Source organism: Variovorax sp. LjRoot130 (assembly GCF_964253755.1).
Lineage (GTDB): Bacteria > Pseudomonadota > Gammaproteobacteria > Burkholderiales > Burkholderiaceae_C > Variovorax.
This window is the reverse complement of sequence record NZ_CAXURM020000002.1, coordinates 403486-424083: the sequence shown is the minus strand read 5'-3', so window position 1 is coordinate 424083 and position 20598 is coordinate 403486. Positions and strand designations below refer to the sequence as shown.

The 20598-nt window shown below is 63.6% G+C and carries 17 protein-coding genes; 9 read left to right on the top strand and 8 right to left on the bottom strand.

Annotation, left to right across the window (positions count from 1 at the left end; all coding sequences use genetic code 11):
- Positions 1-20 precede the first annotated feature (20 nt).
- Positions 21-782 (top strand): sensor histidine kinase, encoded by a 762-nt coding sequence (locus tag ACSQ86_RS31690; RefSeq protein WP_436310465.1) that lies wholly within the window; start codon positions 21-23, stop codon positions 780-782.
- Here the strand turns inward: ACSQ86_RS31690 and ACSQ86_RS31685 are convergent.
- Complete coding sequence (locus ACSQ86_RS31685) at positions 746-1882, bottom strand: tetratricopeptide repeat protein (RefSeq protein ID WP_436310464.1); 1137 nt, start codon at positions 1880-1882, stop codon at positions 746-748. The two genes, ACSQ86_RS31690 and ACSQ86_RS31685, sit on opposite strands and share 37 nt — an antisense overlap.
- Before the next feature lie 1004 nt (positions 1883-2886).
- Positions 2887-4959, bottom strand: coding sequence for a thioredoxin domain-containing protein (locus ACSQ86_RS31680; RefSeq protein WP_436310463.1), 2073 nt, complete (start codon positions 4957-4959; stop codon positions 2887-2889).
- A 78-nt stretch (positions 4960-5037) separates the two neighbouring features.
- On the opposite strand from ACSQ86_RS31680, the gene ACSQ86_RS31675 reads away from it, so the two are divergent.
- On the top strand, positions 5038-5283 hold the full coding sequence (locus ACSQ86_RS31675; RefSeq protein ID WP_436307224.1) for a hypothetical protein: 246 nt from the start codon (positions 5038-5040) through the stop codon (positions 5281-5283).
- 134 nt (positions 5284-5417) lie between these two features.
- Positions 5418-5729: a hypothetical protein gene (locus ACSQ86_RS31670; protein ID WP_436307225.1), complete on the top strand. Its 312-nt coding sequence runs from the start codon at positions 5418-5420 to the stop codon at positions 5727-5729.
- A gap of 647 nt (positions 5730-6376) precedes the next feature.
- Here the strand turns inward: ACSQ86_RS31670 and ACSQ86_RS31665 are convergent.
- Together ACSQ86_RS31665 and ACSQ86_RS31660 are read right to left on the bottom strand one after the other, a co-directional pair.
- On the bottom strand, positions 6377-7966 hold the full coding sequence (locus tag ACSQ86_RS31665) for a hypothetical protein (protein ID WP_436310462.1): 1590 nt from the start codon (positions 7964-7966) through the stop codon (positions 6377-6379).
- 534 nt (positions 7967-8500) lie between these two features.
- The gene (locus tag ACSQ86_RS31660; protein WP_436310461.1) at positions 8501-9655 is read right to left on the bottom strand and encodes a GTPase; all 1155 of its coding nucleotides are present in this window, start codon (positions 9653-9655) and stop codon (positions 8501-8503) included.
- Between the two features lie 419 nt (positions 9656-10074).
- Between ACSQ86_RS31660 and ACSQ86_RS31655 the strand changes: the two genes are divergently transcribed.
- From ACSQ86_RS31655 to ACSQ86_RS31645, 3 genes are all read left to right on the top strand, one after another.
- Entirely contained in the window at positions 10075-10287 is a 213-nt protein-coding gene (locus ACSQ86_RS31655) for a hypothetical protein (RefSeq protein WP_436298182.1), read from the top strand.
- A 267-nt stretch (positions 10288-10554) separates the two neighbouring features.
- Positions 10555-11037, top strand: a complete 483-nt coding sequence (locus ACSQ86_RS31650) for a transporter substrate-binding domain-containing protein (RefSeq protein WP_436310460.1) — start codon at positions 10555-10557, stop codon at positions 11035-11037.
- Between the two features lies 1 nt (position 11038).
- Positions 11039-11311: a hypothetical protein gene (locus ACSQ86_RS31645; protein WP_436307228.1), complete on the top strand. Its 273-nt coding sequence runs from the start codon at positions 11039-11041 to the stop codon at positions 11309-11311.
- A 292-nt stretch (positions 11312-11603) separates the two neighbouring features.
- On the opposite strand, the gene ACSQ86_RS31640 is transcribed toward ACSQ86_RS31645, so the two are convergent.
- Together ACSQ86_RS31640 and ACSQ86_RS31635 are read right to left on the bottom strand one after the other, a co-directional pair.
- Positions 11604-14792 (bottom strand): AAA family ATPase, encoded by a 3189-nt coding sequence (locus ACSQ86_RS31640; protein ID WP_436310459.1) that lies wholly within the window; start codon positions 14790-14792, stop codon positions 11604-11606.
- 818 nt (positions 14793-15610) lie between these two features.
- A complete protein-coding gene (locus ACSQ86_RS31635; protein WP_436307230.1) occupies positions 15611-16510 on the bottom strand; it encodes an alpha/beta hydrolase in 900 nt (299 codons plus the stop codon).
- 695 nt (positions 16511-17205) lie between these two features.
- On the opposite strand from ACSQ86_RS31635, the gene ACSQ86_RS31630 reads away from it, so the two are divergent.
- Positions 17206-18591 carry a Fic family protein gene (locus ACSQ86_RS31630; RefSeq protein WP_436310458.1) on the top strand — a complete coding sequence of 462 codons (1386 nt, stop codon included), beginning with the start codon at positions 17206-17208 and terminating at the stop codon, positions 18589-18591.
- A 67-nt stretch (positions 18592-18658) separates the two neighbouring features.
- Here ACSQ86_RS31630 and ACSQ86_RS31625 read toward each other — a convergent pair whose 3' ends face one another.
- Positions 18659-19309 (bottom strand): nucleotidyltransferase family protein, encoded by a 651-nt coding sequence (locus tag ACSQ86_RS31625; protein ID WP_436310457.1) that lies wholly within the window; start codon positions 19307-19309, stop codon positions 18659-18661.
- On the bottom strand, positions 19306-19557 hold the full coding sequence (locus ACSQ86_RS31620; protein WP_436307233.1) for a hypothetical protein: 252 nt from the start codon (positions 19555-19557) through the stop codon (positions 19306-19308). Before ACSQ86_RS31620 ends, ACSQ86_RS31625 begins: the two co-directional genes overlap by 4 nt.
- 157 nt (positions 19558-19714) lie before the next feature.
- Here ACSQ86_RS31620 and ACSQ86_RS31615 point away from each other — a divergent pair, with 157 nt between their 5' ends.
- Positions 19715-19984, top strand: coding sequence for a hypothetical protein (locus ACSQ86_RS31615; protein ID WP_436307234.1), 270 nt, complete (start codon positions 19715-19717; stop codon positions 19982-19984).
- On the top strand, positions 19981-20406 hold the full coding sequence (locus tag ACSQ86_RS31610) for a type II toxin-antitoxin system PemK/MazF family toxin (RefSeq protein WP_093110896.1): 426 nt from the start codon (positions 19981-19983) through the stop codon (positions 20404-20406). Before ACSQ86_RS31615 ends, ACSQ86_RS31610 begins: the two co-directional genes overlap by 4 nt.
- Positions 20407-20598 lie beyond the last annotated feature (192 nt).

Genomic DNA, 20598 nt, shown 5'->3' with positions numbered 1-20598 from the left:
CTTTGCCGTCTTGCCACGACGTGCGCGACGAGGTGTCCGATGTCGCGCGCCTGCTGAACCAGATGTTCGACCGGCTAGAGGCCACCTTCCTGCAGATCCGCCGTTTCACCGCCGAGGCCTCCCACGAGCTGAAGACGCCGCTGTCGCTCATCCGGCTGCAGGCCGAGAGGATGATCGGCGACGAGTCGCTGCCGGTGCGCCACCGCGAGGCCTTGCAGGACCAGCTGGAGGAGATCGAGCGCCTGACGCGCATCATCGAGGACCTGCTGCTGCTCTCGCGTGCCGACGCGCACGTGATGCAGCTAGAGCTGGTGCCGCGCGATCCAGCGGCCTTCCTGCACGGCTTTGCGCAGGATGCACAGGCGCTTGCCGAGCACCAGGGCTTGCGCTTCGAATGGTCGCACGAGGGGCACGGGGCGGTGCCTTTCGACGAGCGGTGGATGCGGCAGGTTCTGCTGAACCTGCTGGTCAATGCGATCCGGGTGTCGCCGCCGGGCGCACCGATACGCCTGAACTCCCGCCTCGACCAGGGCGTGTGGCAGCTGAGCCTCCAGGACCAGGGTCCGGGCTTGACGCCCGAGCAGTGCGAGCGCGTGTTCGAGCGCTTCGTCCGCTTCGTCGACAGCGGCGCCGACGAGAAGGAGGACCGTGGCACAGGCCTCGGGCTGGCGATCAGCCGCAGCATCGTGGGCCTGCATGGTGGCACGATCAGTGCGCATCCTGCCGGTCCACCGGGCAGCGGCCTTCAGGTGTTGGTCGAGCTACCGGCGGTGCGTGCGTAGATCGACCAGATGCGACCGAGGTCCGCCGCGCCATGGACGCCGCCGATGTTGGTCAGCGTCTCGATCGACTTGTCCTTCTGCCCGGCGAGCAGGTAGGCGATGCCCAGGCGCAGCCTCGCATCCTGCGGCTTCTCACCCATGCCGCCTTTGCGCATGCCCTGTTCCATCAGCGCCAGGCCCTTCGCGAAATCGCCCTGCGTCACGTAGGCGAAGCCGAGGTTGTGCAGCCAGATGCCATCGCGCGCGGCCGTCGCCGCGGCCGCGGCATCGAGCCGGGCCAGCGTCTGCCTCGACTCGTCCTGCTGGCGCAGCGCCTTCGCACGCAGCGCCTCGTGCTCGCGGCCCTGCGCACCCTTGCCGAGCGCGCCGCTGGCGAAGCCCTGCTCGAGCACCTTCACCGCTTCGGCGGGAAAGCCCGCCTGCAGCGCCTGCGTCCCCATCTCGACGTAGTCACCCGGGGCGCGCATCGTGCCGGTCAGCCACCGCAGCCGCAGCACATCGAGGGTGAGGCGGTGGCCGATGTCGATGCGGTTCTCGAGCCGGTCGAGCAGCTCGGACCAGTAGCGCTTGCGCGGATGGTGGACGAGCAGCTTCTCGAGCGTCCACGACACCGCGCTGGCATCGCCGAGCTGGGTGTAGCTCCTGTGCAGCAGCAACAGCTGCTCCTCCGGCGGGACCTGGCTCGAGCGCTCGGCGACAAGCAATCCTCGTTGCAGCTCGCGTGCCGCGTTGGCGAAGTCGCCGCTGTCGAAGTACGCCTGCGCGAGCCACGCGCCCACCTGCGGTTCGGCGCCGCCCTCCTTCAGGTAGCGCGTGGCCCAGGCGATCACCTGCGCGTGATCATGGCGCTGGTGATGCACGCCGATCAGCGCGCGCATCGTCGGCAGCCGATCGGCCGGCGCCAAATGAGGTGACGCCAACATGGTTTCGTAGGCACGCGCTGCCGACGCAAGATCGCCGGTCGCGTTCGCTGCCGAGGCACGAAGCTGCTCGACTTCGAAGGCGTCGATGGATGACCGGCTGGCGCCGTCGACTTCACGCAGCCGGATCAGGACGTCGCGATACCGTCGCGCCTTTAGCAGATCGTGAGCCTCGCGCAACGCCGACGCCCCACCGTCAGCCGCGGTCGTCTCGGGCGCACGATCCCGAGCCGCGGGTGCTTGCGGGGGGAGCGTGCCCGTGTGCGCCCCAACACTGGGGGCCAACAGCGCAATCAGGAGAATGGGTGAGCGCAGCATGTTTCGGAATGAACGTACGCGCTGTTCCTGAAACGAACCTGAAATGGCATCTGACGCGCGGAGCGTTTCGGGTGAAGCATAGCGAGCCTCCCGTCCGTGCGGCGTTACCGGGTTGTCTCAGGCGGCCTTATCTCTGAGGGTCAAAGGAGCGAAGCGTAGTCGCAGAATGCGTCCACCTCCTCCTTTGGCAAATGCCCGCGGCTTTTGCCAACAGGGATTGGCCAGCTTCCGGCCGCCATGTAGGCCTTTCCCGACCATCTTTATTGTCGTCGACGAACTTTATTCTTCCCGGTCACAGTTGAAGCCTTGGAATAAAGATCGTCGCGAACCGTCCCGACGAGAACGTTGAGCGAAAAGTTCGTCGAAATCTGCGTAAGGCGCGCGAGATCGATGGTTAACAGTGTCGGAAAGTTCGTCGCTGCCAGCTGTAGTGGCGGCAGGCCACACCGAGCGCTTCAGGCGCCTGCCAGGACCGGACCTTCAATCCAACCGCAGAATCTAGGAATGGACTGTCAGATTTGTGGGCGTGAGCTCGACCGAGACGATGACCCTTTGTCGGCCGACTGCGACGGCGATTGCTGGGGATGCGTCGGTGAGGTTGAGGCGGCCATGGGCTGGGAGCCATCCCTGAAGAAGGTGCGCGAAGAACATGCGTCGGGTCTCAGGGCAGCCTGGACCGAGCCTCCAAATGCCCCCTGACGGCCCAAGAGCCGACGGTCGTCGACGACGACCGCTTTCCGGCATTCCAGCACGCATCGGCGGGTCGAAGCCGCGTGCAACCGTCGGCGCAAGGGCATCGTCGGCCAATTTCTGCGTGTTGAACGATCGCCGGCCTTCTCTTGAACCGATGGCTCGGCCGCAACCCCTCAAGCAGTGCCGTCCGATGCTGCGAACTTGCCGGCCGTGCCAGAGAACCCCTTTGCCAGTTGCTCTCGCAGCGCTTCGACCGATCGCGCCGGCAGCTCACAGCTTCCATTCCGACACAGGTAGGCCTCGCCCGCAATCCGTCCTTCGAGCAGCGGCACCGACCCCGGAAAGCCACGGAAGAGCGTGACCAGTGGCGCAAACGCCGGCTGCGCCGCCGCCCACAGGCGTTCGCTGCCCGGTCCCGCCGGGATCGCAAGATCAGCCCCCCGCTCAGCCAGCAGCTGTGCGTGCAGCAACGCTGGCGCGGCCATCGGCGCTTCCTCCATCAACGCGCCGCGGCCCTCGAGCGTCGCGCTTGCGATGTCGGTCCAGTCGCTGCGTTCATAGGGGCCCGCCAGTCGCAGCAACAGCTCGCACGCCGCCGCAGTACCCGAGGGCACTGCGCCGTCGTAGAGGCTGTGCGCCCGCATCGGCAGCTGCGTCGACGTGCTATCGAAGAAGCCTTCGACCGCATCGTGGAAGCGCTCGACCATTCCGCCGCACAGGTCGAGCGCGGCGTTTAGCCACTCCAGCTCGCCGGTGGCTGCATGCAGTTCCACGAGGCCGAGCCCGAGTTGCGCATGGTCGGCTAGGTACCCCTCATCGCGCAGCGTGCCGTCGCGCCAGGCGTGGTGGACCCGCCCATCCCGGACCATGGTGGCCAGCAGGAAGCGCGCGAGCTCTCGCGCAGCCTGCACGAAGTCGTCTCGCCCGAGCAGACGCCCTCCTTCAGCAAATGCGCGCAGCGCCATGCCGTTCCAGTCGGCCAGCACCTTGTCGTCGGTAATCGGCCGGGCGCGCTGGGCACGCGCGGCGTAGAGGCGCTCGCGCACCGAGCGTTCCCAGGACGCGAAGGCCTCGGGTTCCTGGTCGAGTTCGGCGCGTACGCCTTCCGGATCGCGGCGCTCGAGCACGTTCGTGCCGTGCTCCCAGTTGCCCTGCACCGTCACGCCATGCAGACGCGCCGCGGCCTGTGCATCGGCGCCGAGCACGGCGCGGAACTCGGCCAGCGTCCAGACGTGGAATTTGCCCTCGACGCCCTCGGCGTCGGCGTCCTGCGCGCAAGCGTAGGCTGCCGGCGCAGCCGCGGGGTGCATCTCGCGCAGCAGGTACGTCAATGTGCCCTCGGCGACAAGGCGCAGCCTCTCTTCGCCGGTCAGCCTGAAGGCGCCGGCATACACGCGCGCGAGCTGGGCGTTGTCGTACAGCATCTTTTCGAAGTGCGGCACATGCCAGCGCTCGTCGGTCGAGTAGCGAGCGAAGCCACCACTGACGTGGTCATACATTCCGCCTGCGGCCATGTGGTGCAGCGTCGCAACGAGCATCGTGCGCGCGCTCCCGTCGCCGCTGGCGGCCAGCGCCAGCAGATACTGCAGCAGCGGAGTCTGCGGGAACTTGGGCGCGCTGCCGAAGCCCCCGCGCGTTTCGTCGAAGCGCAGGGCGATCTGGGCCACGGCTCGCCGGTGCATGTCATCGGCCGATGTACAGGCCGAGAGGGTCGTGCCGCGGCGCACGAGATCGAGCAGCGTTTGGGCCTCCCGCTCGATGTCACCCCGCCGGTGGACCCAGGCCTCGCGCACGGCGGCGAGCACCTCGGAAAAGCTGGGGATTCCTTGGCGCGATCGCGGCGGGAAGTACGTGCCGCCGAAGAAAGCGCGAAGTTGCGGCGTGAGGAACATGTTCATCGGCCAGCCGCCGCGGCCCGTGAGCGCCTGCAGCGCGCTCATGTAGACGTGGTCGACGTCGGGCAGTTCCTCGCGGTCGACCTTGATCGCAACGAAGGCATCGGCCAACTGGCGCGCCAGCCCCACGTCCTCGAAGCTCTCGCGCTCCATCACATGGCACCAGTGGCAGGTGGCGTAGCCCACTGACAGCAAGATGGGCTTGTCCTCGGCGCGCGCCTTGGCGAACGCCTCCTCGCCCCATGGAAACCAGTCCACCGGGTTGTGCGCGTGCTGCAGCAGGTAGGGACTCGTCTCGCGAGCAAGGCGGTTGGTGGGGCGGTCCGCGGGTTGCGAACTGCGAGGCGTCATGGACAGCGGCCCCGGCCTCGGAGTTTGTCTGGGAACGTTCGCCATTGTTTTAGCCTATGCCTTATCGAAGGCGCGGTCATGATCAAGGAAAGAAAGTACGCTACACCTCCACGGGAATGTGGCGGCGCTGAGATCCACGACGCCGACAAGGTCGAAGCGGTGCTGCGCTATCACGAGCGTACCAACGCGGCCGGTACAGCCAGCGAAGTCGGCCGACGACCGACTCAGCCGATGTCCGGGTCGGTGCCTCTTGAGAGTCTCGGCCACACATGCGCGTTGATGGTCCTGTGCGAAGGCGGTGCCATGGAACCCAGCATTGCATAGATTGTCTAAGAGCCAGCGCCGCAGTCGATGATGTCCATCTTGGCAAAGTCGCCGGCCCGCAAGAGGTATCAGTCTTCCCGATACGCTGTCAGAAACGACTGCGACGAACCACCGCCACCAGAAGGAAATGAATCGTGCATGAGCTGACCTTCCACACTCTCCTGTACCGCTACTTCTTTTTCGAGTGGCTCTTCCGGGACGCCACACAAGGCAGCCTCATCGAGCGCTCAGCGGCCTGGCGGCACAACCAATCTCAAGCTCACTGGCTTCCCACTTACATGCGACGCTGGCTGTGGTGCGCCGTGCTGTTGTACGGGTTGGGGGGGATTGTCGAAATCCTGATTGGCGCGCCGGCGGTATCGGCGCTGTTCTATGTGCCGAGCGCCTTGAGCGTGTCGGTGAATGCGGTGATCGCGGCGGCTTGGCTGGGGCTGAAGACCTTGTAGGAACCTCTCTGAGATCGCGGCCCCGGGTCGACGAATCAGAAGTTGTGGGCTTTTTCGCCGTGATCAGCGAGGTCGAGTCCTTGTTCCTGATCTTCGTCGCTGAGCCTGCGGCAGCTGGGGCTACAAGGAACTTCGCGCGACCCGGAAGACCAGGGTGCGTGGCTTCTCACGTCGTCCAATGAGAATGGCATCTTCGCTTGCCGCGAGGACGCACTGAGGTGGCTCATCGCTCACGCGCAACTATTTCAGCCAAATGATCACCGGAACCGCCGGCCGGTCCGGGCAGTTCATCGATCCACTATAACGATCTGATAGTCGTCCGCTGTACCTGCATTCGACGCCATCAACCAATATGGTTGCCTCGATTGCAGACCGAAACTTCGACAACTGAAAACGGATTTCACCTGTTCTTTCCTCCGGTCCATCCTGCGTGCAGATACCCACGTGCCGCATCGTCAACGGCCCCGAGAATTCCTTAGTTCGATTCACGGTCCGTTCGGTAACGCTGGCGCTTAACTCCCACTGCCCGAACTCGCCGGAATATCCGATAACTTGCAGCGATTGGGCCTCCGCTCGCGTCACTACAGCGACCAGTAGGATCAGACCCAAGCACGTCCTCATCAAATTCTCCCCAGGGCACCAAAATCTCATGGCCGCTTCGCCAAGAACGCGCGCGCGTCGTTAACCTCGGTTCGGGTCTTGTCAGCGCCATCGGCGATCGTGATGACCTTGCCAAAATACTCCCGAGCCCTGGCCGAATCGCCGACCTTTTCGGCGGCTTTTGCCGCACCAACATAGGCGCCCAGCCGATTGGGTTCCTTCTTCAGTGTCGCTTCGAAAGCAACGAGCGCTTCCTTGGCCATTCCGCGCTCGAGCAGCATGACGCCGTAGAGTTCGCGCGCGGGCTTGAGGACGCCAGGCGTCACCGGATGCTTGTCGGTCCGGTCCTCGGCATCGGCGGCTGCACTCATCGCTTTCAGCGCGTCGTCATGCTTGCCTTCGGCGTACAAGACCCACGCGGTTGCAACCTGGCGCTGAATATCGACCTGCTCGGACCAATATGCATCCTTGGCTTCGCGCAACTTGTCTCGCAATTCGGCGAGCTTGGCGATGTCCGCATTGGCGGCTGCAGTGTCACCCGAACGGGCAGCGCCGAGCGCCCGCGCAAAATGCGTGATCGCTTGTACGTTGGCCAGCGGGCTGGGACGGATATGGAGGTCAGCCGCGGCCTTCCAGTCGCCGCGTTCCACCGCGTAGCGCGCCGGCGAAGCGGCCAGCGCATAGGGCCCAGCGAGGGAAGTCTCGGTGAAACCGGTGACCCTGTTCATCTCGTCGATGACGGCGCTGGCATTCTTATCCTGCCCGAGCTGCAAATTGGCATAGACCAGGTAGTCCATGGCGTGCAGTTGATCATGGCCCTCCTTGCCCTGCGCCGCGACACGTGCCGATTCCACGTTGGAGGCAATCGAGTCCTTCCAGTAGCCGACGCGCGTGAAGACGTGCGACGGCATGTGCTGAGCGTGAGCCGCCGCGGGCGCGATCTGGGAATAACGCCTGGCGGCATCAAGTCCTTTTTCCGCGAGCGCCGGAGAGTCGTAAAGATGAATCAGATAGTGCGTCACTCCCGGGTGCTGTGGCTGTCGCTTCGCGATCTCCTCCAGGATGGCCGCACCTCTTAGCTGGTTGGCGTACGTCTTGTCAGCTGGCGAAGCCGAGGTGTTGAGGGCAAGCGCATAGAAAATTTGAGCTTCATCATCATTTGGATAGCGCTGCGCCATCTGTTCCATCGCCTTGGCATAGGCCTGCATGCGCGTGCGGTGATCGACCTTGTCGTAGTCAGCGTACATGGCGCTCAGCGCATCGAGGTAGTCGCGTTCCCGCTGGGTGTTGGCGCCAACGCTCTTTCCCTTCGTCAGCGCGGCGGCGCCCTCGGCGAGATTCTTCGCGGGCGGCGGGCTGTGGGGATTCCAAAGCAGGCTCAGAGCGATGCCCCAATAGGCGATCCCGCAAGCGGGATCGGCTTTCAATACATCCTCGAAGACACTTTGCGAGCCCCGGTACCAGAACGAGTGCTGATACAGCATCCCGCGGTCGAAAAGCTTCTGTGCGTCCGGCGTGCACGACGCCTCGAAATGCACCTTGCCAAGCTTTTCGTCACCCGCTTGTCCAAAGGCCGGTGGGGCAAGCGACACGCCGGTTGCAAGCATCGCAACGAGGACGAACGACGACTTGGTCATGACCGGCTCCTTAGGGCGTCAAGAGTTCGCCCGAGCGTCTTCCAGTCTATGCCTTTTTCGCGTCGATAACGAAGACTTCGCAACAGCATCGAAGCCGACGTGGACGTCCGGTTGCTCGAAGATTCTTGGGCTCGGCTTGCTCAATGCGAGTAACAGCGCGGGGCTTGACAGACTCCGGCGCTCTGCCCTCGTGGTGAAAAGGTCGGTCGGTCAAGTCACGCCTGCCCGCGATCCATCCGCTTCGCGTCGTCCTGACCTTGCCATCAGACAGCCGCTTTGGGCTCCATCTGTCGCCTTGGCGAAGGGCGGAGCCGCCCAGGAGCCGTCCTCGTCGCAAGGCGGCTTTGAGTAGCCAGAGCCAGGATGTGAGGGGCCAGGTGGGAATTGCTCCTCCGCAGTGATGACCTTCGCCAGACCATCCTGCGGAATGTGGCCACCGGCATACCGGCCCCTGGCGGAAGCCGGCTTCGGGAAGATATCGAGCAAGTGAATGGCAAACGAGTGGCGAACGGCGGGACCGAGGGCTGACACGGCTCATGCGTGCAGCTCGACGATATCGCCATCCGCGACGCAGTGGTCGTGCCCGACCTGCTGCCCTTCGAACCCTGACCTGCCCCAGACGCGCGCGTAGCGCAACGAGCGCGCCAGATCCTTATGCACCAGCCGCGCGACGTCGCCCACAGTCTGGCCGCGGCGAAGCGTAAATGGCCGGTGCTTGTCGGCGGGATGCCCCGGAGTCTTGGTGTAGACGCGCACGATGCCGAGGTTCTGGAATAGCCACGGGCCGATGTCCCCCAGGCCGTGACCCGTGGCCGCGGAAACGGCGAACACCGGCAGGCGCGAGCCCGACAGCTCGCGCAGTGCGAGGAGTTCCGCATCGAGGTCGGCCACGCCATCCGCCTTGTTCGCGAGCATTAGGGTTGGCAGCCGCAGCGCGAAGGGGTCCTCGTCTGCGGTCGCCTCCAGACGCTCTGTAAGCGTCACGCGCTGCTGCCCCAGCATTGACCGCACGGCCTGCAGCTGCTCTATGCACGAGGGCTCGCCCAGATCCACGACCAGCAGCGCCGCGTCGGCCGTCTGCAAGGTGTTGACCAGCCATGGCACAGGATGCTCCGGGGCGATCGGCGGCAGGTCGATCAGTTGGAAGTGCACATCCTCGTGCGGCATCATCCCGGCTTCCGGGTACTGCGTCGTGAACGGATACAGACCGACGTGCGCCGCGGAACCCGTCAGCCGCGCGTGCAGCGAGGACTTTCCTGCGTTCGGTGGCCCTATCAGCGCGATCTGCGCCGCGCCTTCGGCGCGGATCACCAGCGCCGGGCCGCCGTGCCCTGCGCCCTTCGTAGCACCTTCCAGCTGTTCGGCGAGTCCCTTGATGCGGGCCTTGATATCTGCCTGCAGGTGCTCCGTGCCCTTGTGCTTGGGAATCGTGCGCAGCATCTCGCGCAACCACTCCATACGTTCGCACGGGTCGCGGCTCTTGCGGAAGGCGGCTTCGGCCGCCTTGTAGTCGGGCGAAAGATTCGCGGGCACGATATCAGCGTCCTCGCCTCTATTGTGTTCCTCGTGCAGCTCCAGGCCCCCGACCCGGCGTACGCAGGCTCCGAGCAGGCCCGAGCCCACTTCCGCCTTGCCCTCAAGATCGCCTTCGGTTTCGTCACGCTGATCTGGCTCATCGACGCGATGCAATGGGCACTGGGCCTGGAGCCGGACCCGTACGGCGTCCGCCCGCTTTCGGTGCTGGGCCGGGGTTCGGTCCACTTCGGTGTCAGCGGTTTGGTCCTGCTCAGGTTGAGGCGCCGCAGTGCCCCGGCATGCCGGTGGGGTTCACTCACTCCGAGAGCGCTCCTTCAAGTTCTATGAAGAGGCCGCTGAGAAGACAAAGGGACACCAGCAGTTTCTGACCTATCAAGGCGCGCTTTCCGAGAGCAGAGAAGGTCTTGCGCAGCTGGCACGACATGCCGCAACACCAACAAAGCCCGTCTCCATCGGGTTTCGAGCTCGAGGTGGAGGTGCGCTTTCGGACGTGAGCCTACGGATTCGCGGAGGGGCGGTCGGACCAAGCTTCCATGCGGCTAAGATTGGACACCACCACATGGAGACATTGCATGACGCTCGATGAGTACACGGAAGCAGCGAAGAAAATCTATGCGGAGCAGCAGAGCCTCGCGCAGTCGATGTCGCAGCTGGCGCTCTCGGCCAGAGCTGTACCGGCCAACCCTGAATTCGTGGCTCTCATGACGAAGCAGTGGGGGCTGGTGCAGCAATTGGCCTCGCTCAATACCGAGCTGATGCTCGGCATCATGGTCCCCAAGAAATAGGGGCGGGCCACTACTGGCTGCGGCAACGCGAGCCTGTCCGTAATTTTTTGTGCGAGGCATGGCATGACGACCAGGAGCATGTATGCCAAGCAGGAAGACGACGAAGGCGGCAGCGGCCGCCGCGGCGGCGTTGCCGTCGATCCCCAAGGAGCTGATTGACCAGTTCATGAAGGGGCCCATGAGTGCCGAGGCGGTGCAAGCCGCGGGGTGCGAGTCTGTTGCCGGACATCCAGGTTAGTGAGCCACTCGAGTTCGGAGGAGGATGCTATGCGTATTGCTCGCTGGTCCATCATTGGCGTACTTGCTTCGCTTTTGGGTGGCTGTGCAAGTACGCAAACACCCACCCCTGAAGCGCAACATGCGCTGGCGCCGACCGGTAAGCTTCGGGTGGCAATTCTCTCGGCGCCGCTCTATGCGATCAAGGACCCAGCGACAGGCGAGTTCAAAGGCCAGGCTGTCGATCTCGGGAAGGAACTGGCACGCCGCGTTGGCGTGCCGTTCGAGCCGGTCCCCTATGCAAACGCCGCAGCAATACTCAGCGCAGCGGAGTCCGCAGAATGGGATGTCGCGCTGATGGGCATCAATGCGGAGCGCGCGGCTGCCATCGAATTTTCCGCGCCCTACCTTGAAGTCGAGCAGGGGTATCTCGTCCGCACCGGCGTACCTATTTCCACGATGGCGGACGTGGACAAGCCCGGAATCGAACACCCTGAAGAATGCGACGCTTGTCCGCGCAAAGAGTATCGATGAGTTGTTCGATGCTGTGTTCGTATCGACGCAGGCGGACGTCATCGCCGCGACCAAGTCAGCCCTCTTCGAGCGGTCCGGCAGTCACCCGGGCTCGCGAGTGCTCGACGGCCGGTTCCTCGTCGAACCAGTCGGCATGGGCGTGCCCAAGGGGCGCAAGCCCATCGCTGCTTCGTACGTCGGCAAGTTCGTCGAGGATGCAAAAGCAGTCCACCTGGTCAAGACCGCAATCGATAGAGCCAGCCTGCATGGCGTAGCCGTCGCGCCATTGAAATGACATTCTCCAACGTTGTGTAGCAGCGGACAGCAGGCAGCCGACACCATCGAGCCCCCCGTTGGACGACCGTTTTGCGGCGCCAAGTGCGACTCGCCGAAGGACGGCTTCGGGCCCAGTCCTGCCTGTCGTCATCGACAGTCCTACGGCAGGTATGCGGCTGCGGTCGTTCGCGCTGCCTGAGCGTACCCGCCGCAGCCGGTCAATATCCGTCAGACCATGCCGTTCCCCGATAGCGGCCTCTCGGCGCCGCTATCGACCGAAGCAGTCGGTGGATTCTTGGAAGGGCGGACGGTCATCCGAGCCAGCCTCGCAATGCCCTTGCGGTTCGAAGGTCGGCGACTTCAGAGCCTTCCCTGAAGTCATCGACCACCGACAGCGCGGCGCGCGCCGCGCGGCGATCGCGAGGCGCGAGGAGGTACGCAAGGCTCATCGCTGCGCGAAGCTCGAGCGACTTCATCTGGCGTTCGCGGGCCAGCGCGGCGGCCTTGCGCAAGCGCGTTTCGGCTTCATCGGTTGCCTGCGGCGAGCCGGCCAACAGCAGGTTGCCATAGAGACGGTGTAGCTCCGGTCCGTAGAGTCCCTCGAAGTGTTTTGGTTCAAGCGACCGCAGCATGTCGAGCCCCTTGGCGGGCTGGCCCGTCCGTCCGTAGATGTCGGCAACGAGGCCGAAGCTGATGCTGGCGCTCCAGGGCCAGCCTGCACGCAATGAGGCCGGTAGGCTTTCCTCGGCGATGTGGATCGCTTCGTCGATGCGTCCTTCCTCCACCAGCAGCCGCGCGAGAATGATCGAGGCATGCTCGGGCCAGCCCATCACGCCATGAGCGCGCCCAAGGCGCGAGGCCGCCTTGGCGTGCAGGTTCGCTGCACCGCGGTCGCCAAGGTGGTAATAAACGACGGCGGCGAGCTGGTGCGCGAGCACGATCGTGCCCGGATGACGCACCCGCCTGGCCAACTGCAGTCCGCGCACGGCGTCGTCGCGCGCCTGGTCGAAGTTCCCGAGTAGCCACGCGCCGATGGCCCCCATCTGGTAGCAGCAAACCCCAGGGTCGTGAGTGCCGTAGATCCACCATGCCGAGCGTTCGTACTGACGATAGAGGAGGTGACCCTGCTCCAAATGAGGCAGGGCCTCCGTCGGCCGCCCCACTGCGATCTCCGTCGACCACAATGAATGTCGGGCCTCGAGCCGCATGTACTCGTCGTCCTCGCCGGCCACGCGCATGAGCCCAACTGCCAATTCCCTCGCACGCTCGTGCTCGCCGCGGCTGTAGTGACAGCCCCAGAGCCCGAACAGCACTGGAAACCGGCGCGAGGTCTCGCCCAGACGATCGCAGAGATCGAGCGCCTTCGTATAGCAAGCCTCGACGTCCCGGTCCCAACCGCCCTTGATCGCCATCAGCGCGGGCCCGAGGCCCGTGAGCGACTCGAGGGCGCTGGCGAGCGTCTCGCGCGTTTCAGGCAGACCCGCCACCAGGGCCAAGGCTTCTTCGAAGAACCCGGTCGCTTCGCGATGGGCCGAGCGCATGACGGCCTTGGTGCCCGCATCGTTCAGGTACGAGATGGCTTTGCCCTTCAGCCCACCGCGCAGCGCGTGATGAGCCAGCCACTCGGAATGTTCACCGATTCGATCGCGATAGAGCGCTTCGATTGCAGCGACGACGCGAGCGTGCAGCTCGCGCCGCCGTTCGCCGAGCAGGCTCGCATAGCTGACCTCATGCGTCAGCGCATGCTTGAACGTGTACTCGAGATCGGGGAATAGCGCCGCCTCGTAGAGAAATTCGGCCGCCTGCAGGCGTACAAGCGTCGCTCGCAGCACATCCTCCGCGACCCCGGCGATCGATCGCAACAGGGCGAACGGAACGTCCTTGCCGACCACGGCAGCAGCTTGCAGCAGCTGCTTGTCATCAGGCGCAAGACGATCGATGCGCGCCGCCAGAATCGCTTGCACGGTCGCGGGTACCTTAGACGCTTCTACCGCTCGGCCCAATCGATAGGCGCCCTGGTCACCGGCAAGCGCGCCGGTTTCGGCCAGCGCGGATACGGATTCCTCGATAAAAAACGGGTTGCCTTCGGTGCGCTCGATGAGGTGCTGCCGCAGATCGTGTAGATCGCTCGCCTGACCCAACAGCGCGTCGAGCAACTCCTCGGCGGATGCGCGCGGCAGTGGATCGAGGTGCAATTGCTGGTAGTGGGTCTTCTGGCCCCGCGGATGCCCGGCCTCGGGCCGGCAGCTCACAAGCAACAACAGTTTCGCAGCAGGCAGGCCCTCGACCAGCGTGTCGAGCACCGCCCGGCTCTCCGCGTCGACCCATTGCAAGTCTTCGAACACCAACACGACAGGCTGCACTTGGCACTCGCGCAGTACGAGCCGCTTCAGGGCGTCGACGATGGCCTGCCGCCGCTGCCCGGGGTCGAGGCGCTGCCAGGGGTCCTCTTCAGGCAGCACGTCCAACAGCGCCCACAGCGCAGGCAGCGTGGGCTCGAGCGAGCGATCGAGCGACAGCAGCTTGCCGGTCACTCGGTCGCGCACTCTGCGCCCGTCGTCACGTTCCTCAATGGCGAAGTAGGTCTTGAGCGCGTCGATGACGGGCAGGTAACCCTTCGTCTTGCCATAAGAAACACAGCCAGTTTCGAGGACCAGCCAGCCACAGGTACCGCTACCGTGAACGAACTCGTGCAGCAGACGTGACTTGCCGACCCCTGCCTCGCCGATTACTGTGACGATTTGCCCATGGCCCCGCGCCGCAAGATCGATGGCACTCGCCAGCGCACCCATTTCGCGATCGCGGCCTACGAATCGGCCCAGCCCTCGGGTTGCCGCGGCCTGCAGCCGGCTACGCGCCGGGCCGACACCGATCAGTTCATACGCATTCACCGGCTCGCGCAGCCCCGCGACGCGGATCGGCCCCAGCGGATTGGCCAGCATGGTTCCCTGCGCGAGGCGCAGCGTCTCGGCGGTGATCAGGATCGAGCTCGCGCTCGCCATCTGTTCCATGCGCGCGGCGAGATGCGTGGTCTGTCCGACCGCCGTGTAGTCCATGTGCAAGTCGCTGCTGATCGATCGAACGACGACTTCACCGGAGTTGACGCCGACGCGGATCTCAACCGGCGTGGCGCCTGCGCGTCGCAGCCCTTCGCTATGGCGTTCCACAGTCGCTTGCATTCGAAGCGCCGCGCAGCATGCGCGCACGGCGTGATCTTCATGGGCGATCGGCGCACCGAACAGTGCCATGATGCCGTCACCCATCACCTGGTTGACCGTGCCCTCGTAGTAATGGACCGCTTCCATCATTTGCTCGAGCACCGGGTCGAGGATGTTGCGGGCCTCCTCAGGGTCACGCCCGGCCAGCAGCTCCATCGAACCCTTCATGTCGGCGAAGAGCACGCTGATCTGCTTGCGCTCGCCTTCCAGCGCGAGCTGGGAGCCGATGATCTTTTCGGCCAGATGCTTCGGGATCGCGACACCCGGCGATGCAGCATGCATTGGCACGTCCATCCGCGACGGGAGCGGTTGCGCACAGTCGTTGCAGAACCTTGCCCCTTCGGGGTTGTCGTGCTGGCAGTGAGGGCATCTCATGGCCGTCTCTCCTTGCGATCTTGGTTGCACCGTCCGCGCGAGTATGCGCCGCGTTGTCGACCATTTTCGTCAGACCATGCGGGGCGCTTGCAGCGCCACAACTGGCCGATCGCGATCGATCAACTTCCGCTTCTACGGGACTCTTGTGTCAAGTCTTTATTAGCATCGCATCGACAAGAAGCGGTATTTCATGGCGGCCCCCGGGTGTTGCTGAGTGGACGGGACGGTGGCGTGGCACCGGTGATGCATCCTGATCCGAGGTCGGGGTGTGGCGAGCGTTCGAGCCAGTGCTCGGACGAACTTCTATCCGTGCAGGGTGCGCACACCTTGCACCTCATGCTGCATGCGCGCGAAGCACACTGGCAAACCCCATTTATCGGCGCGCCCCTTCTTTGGGAACGGTCACTTGGGGCTCGTTGCGGTTCGTCGACGTCGGGCGCCGAACGACAAGTATGCAGCGAAGCTGACCTTCGACCGCGGCCGGTGAAGTGGAACTGGCGGCCAAGACCTGCCGGTCGCGACGGTCACCTGTCGGGCTCGTCAATGACGGTCGGACTCGCGTTGCGTGCGCTGGCCCAAAGGTCGACACGACCGGCGCGCGGCGACACACACGGTGAGCCAACGGTGCATTGAACCGTTGCCTCCCACGCATGCGTAGCCAAACAGCGATGGCGCATGCAGCAGGCCCGCAGTCTGAGAAGCGATCATCTCGCTGTACCGATGCATCAGCCTTCGCCGCTCGAAGCCGCTTCCACGGCTTCACGCAGCAGCCTTCCAGCTCTGGCGACACCTTGCCTGCCTTGCGCCAACACCTGATGGTAGGTGGGCCAGACGTGGAACATCTTTGGCCAAATCTCCAGCCGCACGCTCACATCGGCGAGACCCGCCGCGCGGGTGAGTGCGACCGCGTCATCCAGCAAGGCCTCCGTGGCCCCCACGAAGATCGTGAGAGGGGCGATGCCGCTCAGATCGGCGAAAACCGGCGACGCGAGAGGTGTCTCTCGTGACCGCTCTCCAAGGTACTGCTCGGCCAAAAACTGCATGATCTCGCGGTTGAGGACCGGATCTCGCTTCGCGTTGCGGCTGTAGCTGTCCGCAGTCGCTGTCATGTCGGCCCAGGGCGAGAGAAGCAGTGCGCAGGCTGGCTGCTGCATGCCCAGTTCTTTCAGTCGGACCAGCAAGGCCACGGCCAGGCCCGCTCCCGCGCTATCGCCGGCGACCGCGATCTGACGAGGTTTGAAGCCGGAATCCAGGAGGAATCTGTATCCGCTGACCGCATCTTCCAGGGCATGCGGAAACGGGAACTCAGGGGCACGCCTGTAGTCGAGGGCGAGCGTTCTCATCGTCGCCGTGCGGCCCAACTCGCTCACGAGGTGCCGATGGCTCTTCAGCGAGCCCCAAACATATCCCCCGCTGTGAAGATAGAGGATGACTTCGCTGGTGCTCGCGACAGGCGTGGACGTCCATTCAGCTTGAACGCCGTGCGCCTCCACCTGTTCCACACAGACATCCGCTGCCAGCGGGAAGAGATCTCCCAGAGTGTCGGACGCTGCCCGACGTTGCTCAATGGTGAGGGACGCCGGCTGCGCACGAAGCATGGCTTCCAGTCGTTCAAGCTCATTCATCGGAACACCTCTTTCAGCACGACAGGCCTCAAGGCAGCTTAAAACACGCACCTGATTATGGACAAGCCTTGGCCTCGCCAGGTGTGACTCAAGTGATGAGCGGCGGAGACTGGAAAAGGCGACGTCATCGCGCCGGGACTGCACCTCTGGCCAAGAACGTTCGACGTTTCATGCGGCCCCCAGGGCAGGGCGTGAACTGGGTTTCGGCCCCGGCGTCGAAGAAGCGTCCGCTCCACGGAGTCGCGCAAACGGCAGCCTTGCGGCTCTGCGATCAGACGCGTCAGCGTCAGGATCGGGTCGTGGGCTGCCCGTCACTCGCCGCACACGAAGGACAGCTTGCAGTCTAGACCGGTCGTAGCGGGCGGACGCCCGACCGACCGCTCCTTTGGCCGATTTTCGCCCCTCAGGCGCCTCGCTCACGAGGACTGCTCTTTCGCATACAAGCAAAAGCGAAACGCGTGCAGTAGCCGCTTTTCGCAAAGAGTTGGTAGAAGGCTGCGCTCGCTCGGCTTCATCGAGAGGCCAAGCGCAGACCGAGTTCGGGACAGCCTAGCCCTAGCCCAGAGGGCTTTCAAGCCCGAGAATCGGCTCAACAATATCAGCTCGATTTATTCGGAATTGGCTCAAATATCGAGCCGATACTCGGCGAAATGGGCTCGATTCGATACAATCAGCTCACCACATCGAGCCGATTCATGCCTTACGACCACCGACTGACATCCGATGCATTGCTAAGAGCCATGGCCGCTCTCGCGTCTGCAGGCCACGAGCGCGTCTCTTCTGCCCAACTGGTTGAAGCCGCAGGCTCGAGCCTGCCTGCCGTCAAGCGCATGCTGTCAAGGCTTGTGGCGGATCAGCGAATCGAGGTCACGGGCAAGGCTCGTGCTACCCGGTATCGCCTACCGGCAACGGGAACCCCTGTTGCGGTTGGCAAGACTGCAGCTCAGCCACCTCTCGTAGAAGCCCGACGCCGCGTTGCTCCGACTTGGCGCACGGCGAGCGTGGCACTCAGGCAGCGACTGGCATTGCCGCTGGCGTCCCGCTTGCCGGTGACGTACCGCCGCGAGTTCGTCGACGAATACAAGCCCAACGAGACTTTCCTGCTGCCGCGCGAGCTCGCCGAAGAGCTGGCTGCGCTCGGTCGCCACCCGGGGCAACTGCCGGCGGGCACGTATGTCCGCAAGGTCCTGGAGCAACTGCTGATCGACCTGTCATGGTCGTCATCTCATCTCGAGGGCAACCGCTACACCCTGCTGGACACCGAGGAGCTGTTCAAGAGTGGAGCGGCTGCCACGGACAGTGACGCGGTCATGCTGCTCAATCACAAGGCTGCCATCGAGTTCCTTGTAGATGCCGTCCCGACCCAGGGACTCAGTGCAGGACTCGTTCGCAATCTGCACTCGGTGCTAATGCAAGATCTTCTATCGGATGTGGCTTCGCTCGGGGCTATTCGCGAAAAAGTGGTCAATATCAGCGGCACCACTTACGTTCCCACCCAGGTTCCAGCGCTGCTAAAGGAGATGTTCGAGCGCATCATCTCGATGGCTCAACTCATCAAAAATCCTATGGAGGCGGCCTTTTTCCTCTGGGTCAACCTGGCGTATCTGCAGCCCTTCGAAGACGGGAACAAACGAGTGAGTCGGCTTGCAGCCAATGTCCCGCTGATGCTCTACAACCAGGCACCTCTGTCGTTCCTGGACGTCGACCGAGAAGATTACGCACTGGCCATGATGGGCGTTTATGAGTGCTGTGACGTCTCAATGGCAGTGGACCTCTTCGATTGGACCTATCGGCGCTCCCAAGCCAAGTACAAGGTGGTGCGGGAGTCCATGGGTTCGCCGGACCCATTCCGCGTAAAGTATCGCGAGGCGCTTAACGAAGCGGTGGGCCTGGTGGTTAGAGGCCGTAAGCCTGTGGCGGAAGCGCTTGCCGGTGTGGGGCTACCCGACGAGGATGCTTCGAAGTTCCAGCAGTTGCTTGCGCAGGAACTGAATGCGCTTGCGGCTTTCAACTGTGCGCGTTACCGGCTTGGCATCAAGGAAACTCAGGCTTGGATTGACGAAGGGCGCCCTCGAGAGTAGCCGTTTAGGTAAGGCATGGCTGCCGGTCACGTCGACCCGAACGACTGCTGTTGGCCGAATTCTGCCTTCAGTATGCGTCTATCGAAAGCAACGGCCATCGCTCGCCGAACCGCTTTGATTGCACTCGCTGCCGATAGGTAGCGGCGCTCGCTCTGAGCGGGTTGTGTCGAACGAGCAGTCCGAATAGGTCCTCGAGCCCGTGCGGAGCCACGACCCCAATCGTTTCCTCATCATCCAGGTTGACGCCCACACATGTGGCGAACTCCGGCCAGGTGGCCACGCCTTCTTCGAGGGTCCGAACCGGCGGTACCACCTGCCCGAAATTGTTGGCGAACCAGACGTGGACGGTGGCTTGGTTCGTGACCTCCCAACGCAACGCCGGCATAGCCTCGCGGAGGCGACGTTCAAAGTCCGCATCCTGCCCTGGACCGCCGGCCGCGTCGTCGAAGTAGACGACGTCGACGTCTTCAATCGCTGAAGGCCGTTCATAGCCATGGAGCGCGTCCCACACGAGCGAACGCACGGCGCCGGCGCCGATGCACCAACAGTTCAAACCAAGCGAGCGCACCACCCTTAATGCAGCCATCAAGCTGTTCGACGAGCGCACCATGGCGACAAGCCTTGCCTCGAATTCAGGCTGAGAGTGGAGCTTCATGGTTTGTGGCGAAGGCAGAAGCTGTGCGCGACCGTCGACTTTTGGCCGGCTGCTGCCTGTCATGCGGCTCGCCAACCCGTCGGTACTGTGAATATCTCCCATGGCTCGGAGAGTACCTGAGGGCGCAGGAAAAGGTCTTCCAGTCGCTCAATCTCCGGCAGCAAGAATTCCTTGCTGGCGCGAACCTTTCCGACCATCACCACGTCCCCTGGAACAACGGCCGAACGTAGGTACGAATTCGTCTTTGCCATTCGTGGCAGGAAGGCTTCCAGCCTCTCATTTGATGTGATGTGCTTGTCGAAGGCGCTCATCACTATTCCGTCGACCCACCCATGCTCAAGCGCCGGCGCAAGGTCACCCAACTGTTCGGCGCCTCGGTCGCCTTATGAACAGCGTTGCACGTCAGCTTGCAATATAGCTACGCGGTATGTAGAATATACATACACGTGACCCATCCGCGGAGCCGCCATGCCTGCCACCACCAGCCGTCAGCCACTTAAGCTGAATTTCAAAGACGACACGCTGACTACCGTGTCGAGAGACGCGCTGCGGGCGCTGGCCAAAAAATTGGGCTTCAATGAAACCCAAACCGTCCTGTACGCACTCGCTAGACTGCGAGACGAGGTTTTCGTCGAACAGGACACGGAGAAATTGATGCCACTCACCAAGACACAGCACCAAGCCATCGCGAAGGCCGAACCAAAAAGGAGAGGTAAGGTCATCGACTCGCTGCTGTGAGCAGGAACTACTGGAAACCGCGGCCCAAACTCGGCGACATTGTTGAGTGCAGCTTTCCGCAGGAAATGGGCGTGCCAGGCCCCAAGAACCGCCCGGCCTTAGTGCTTCAAGTCGAAGAGGCGACCGATGACCCGGCCGGTTCTGTTGTGGTAGTCGCATACGCCACATCCCAGAACACCACAGCGGTGTACCCGGGAGAGTTCGTCATTGAGGCCAGCGCAAAAACGGGCTTAACCAAGGCAACCAAGTTTGACCTGGTCAATCATCACCGGCTTTCCTTTGATGACGCCTGGTTCGCGCCCGCGCCCGGCAAGACGCCAAGATACCCTCGGCGCGGGCGGCTTGACCTTCAGGATGCCATAGTGAAGCGCAAGCTTCAATCAGCAATCATGGAAGCCAGGAATCAACCCAAGAGCTTCTGAGATGTCTATTGCATCTTTCGGCCCTGTCATCGAATGACGGCTAGTGGCCGACTGTAGCCGGTCGCTGGATCAGAGCTTCGGGCCCATCTCGACCATACGGCGGCTGAGATTGCTCGCCCGACAGCGGCCATTCGCAGCATCACCGCGACAGCGCTGCCACGCAAGCATTCGTTCGACGCCAGTCAGCAGCCA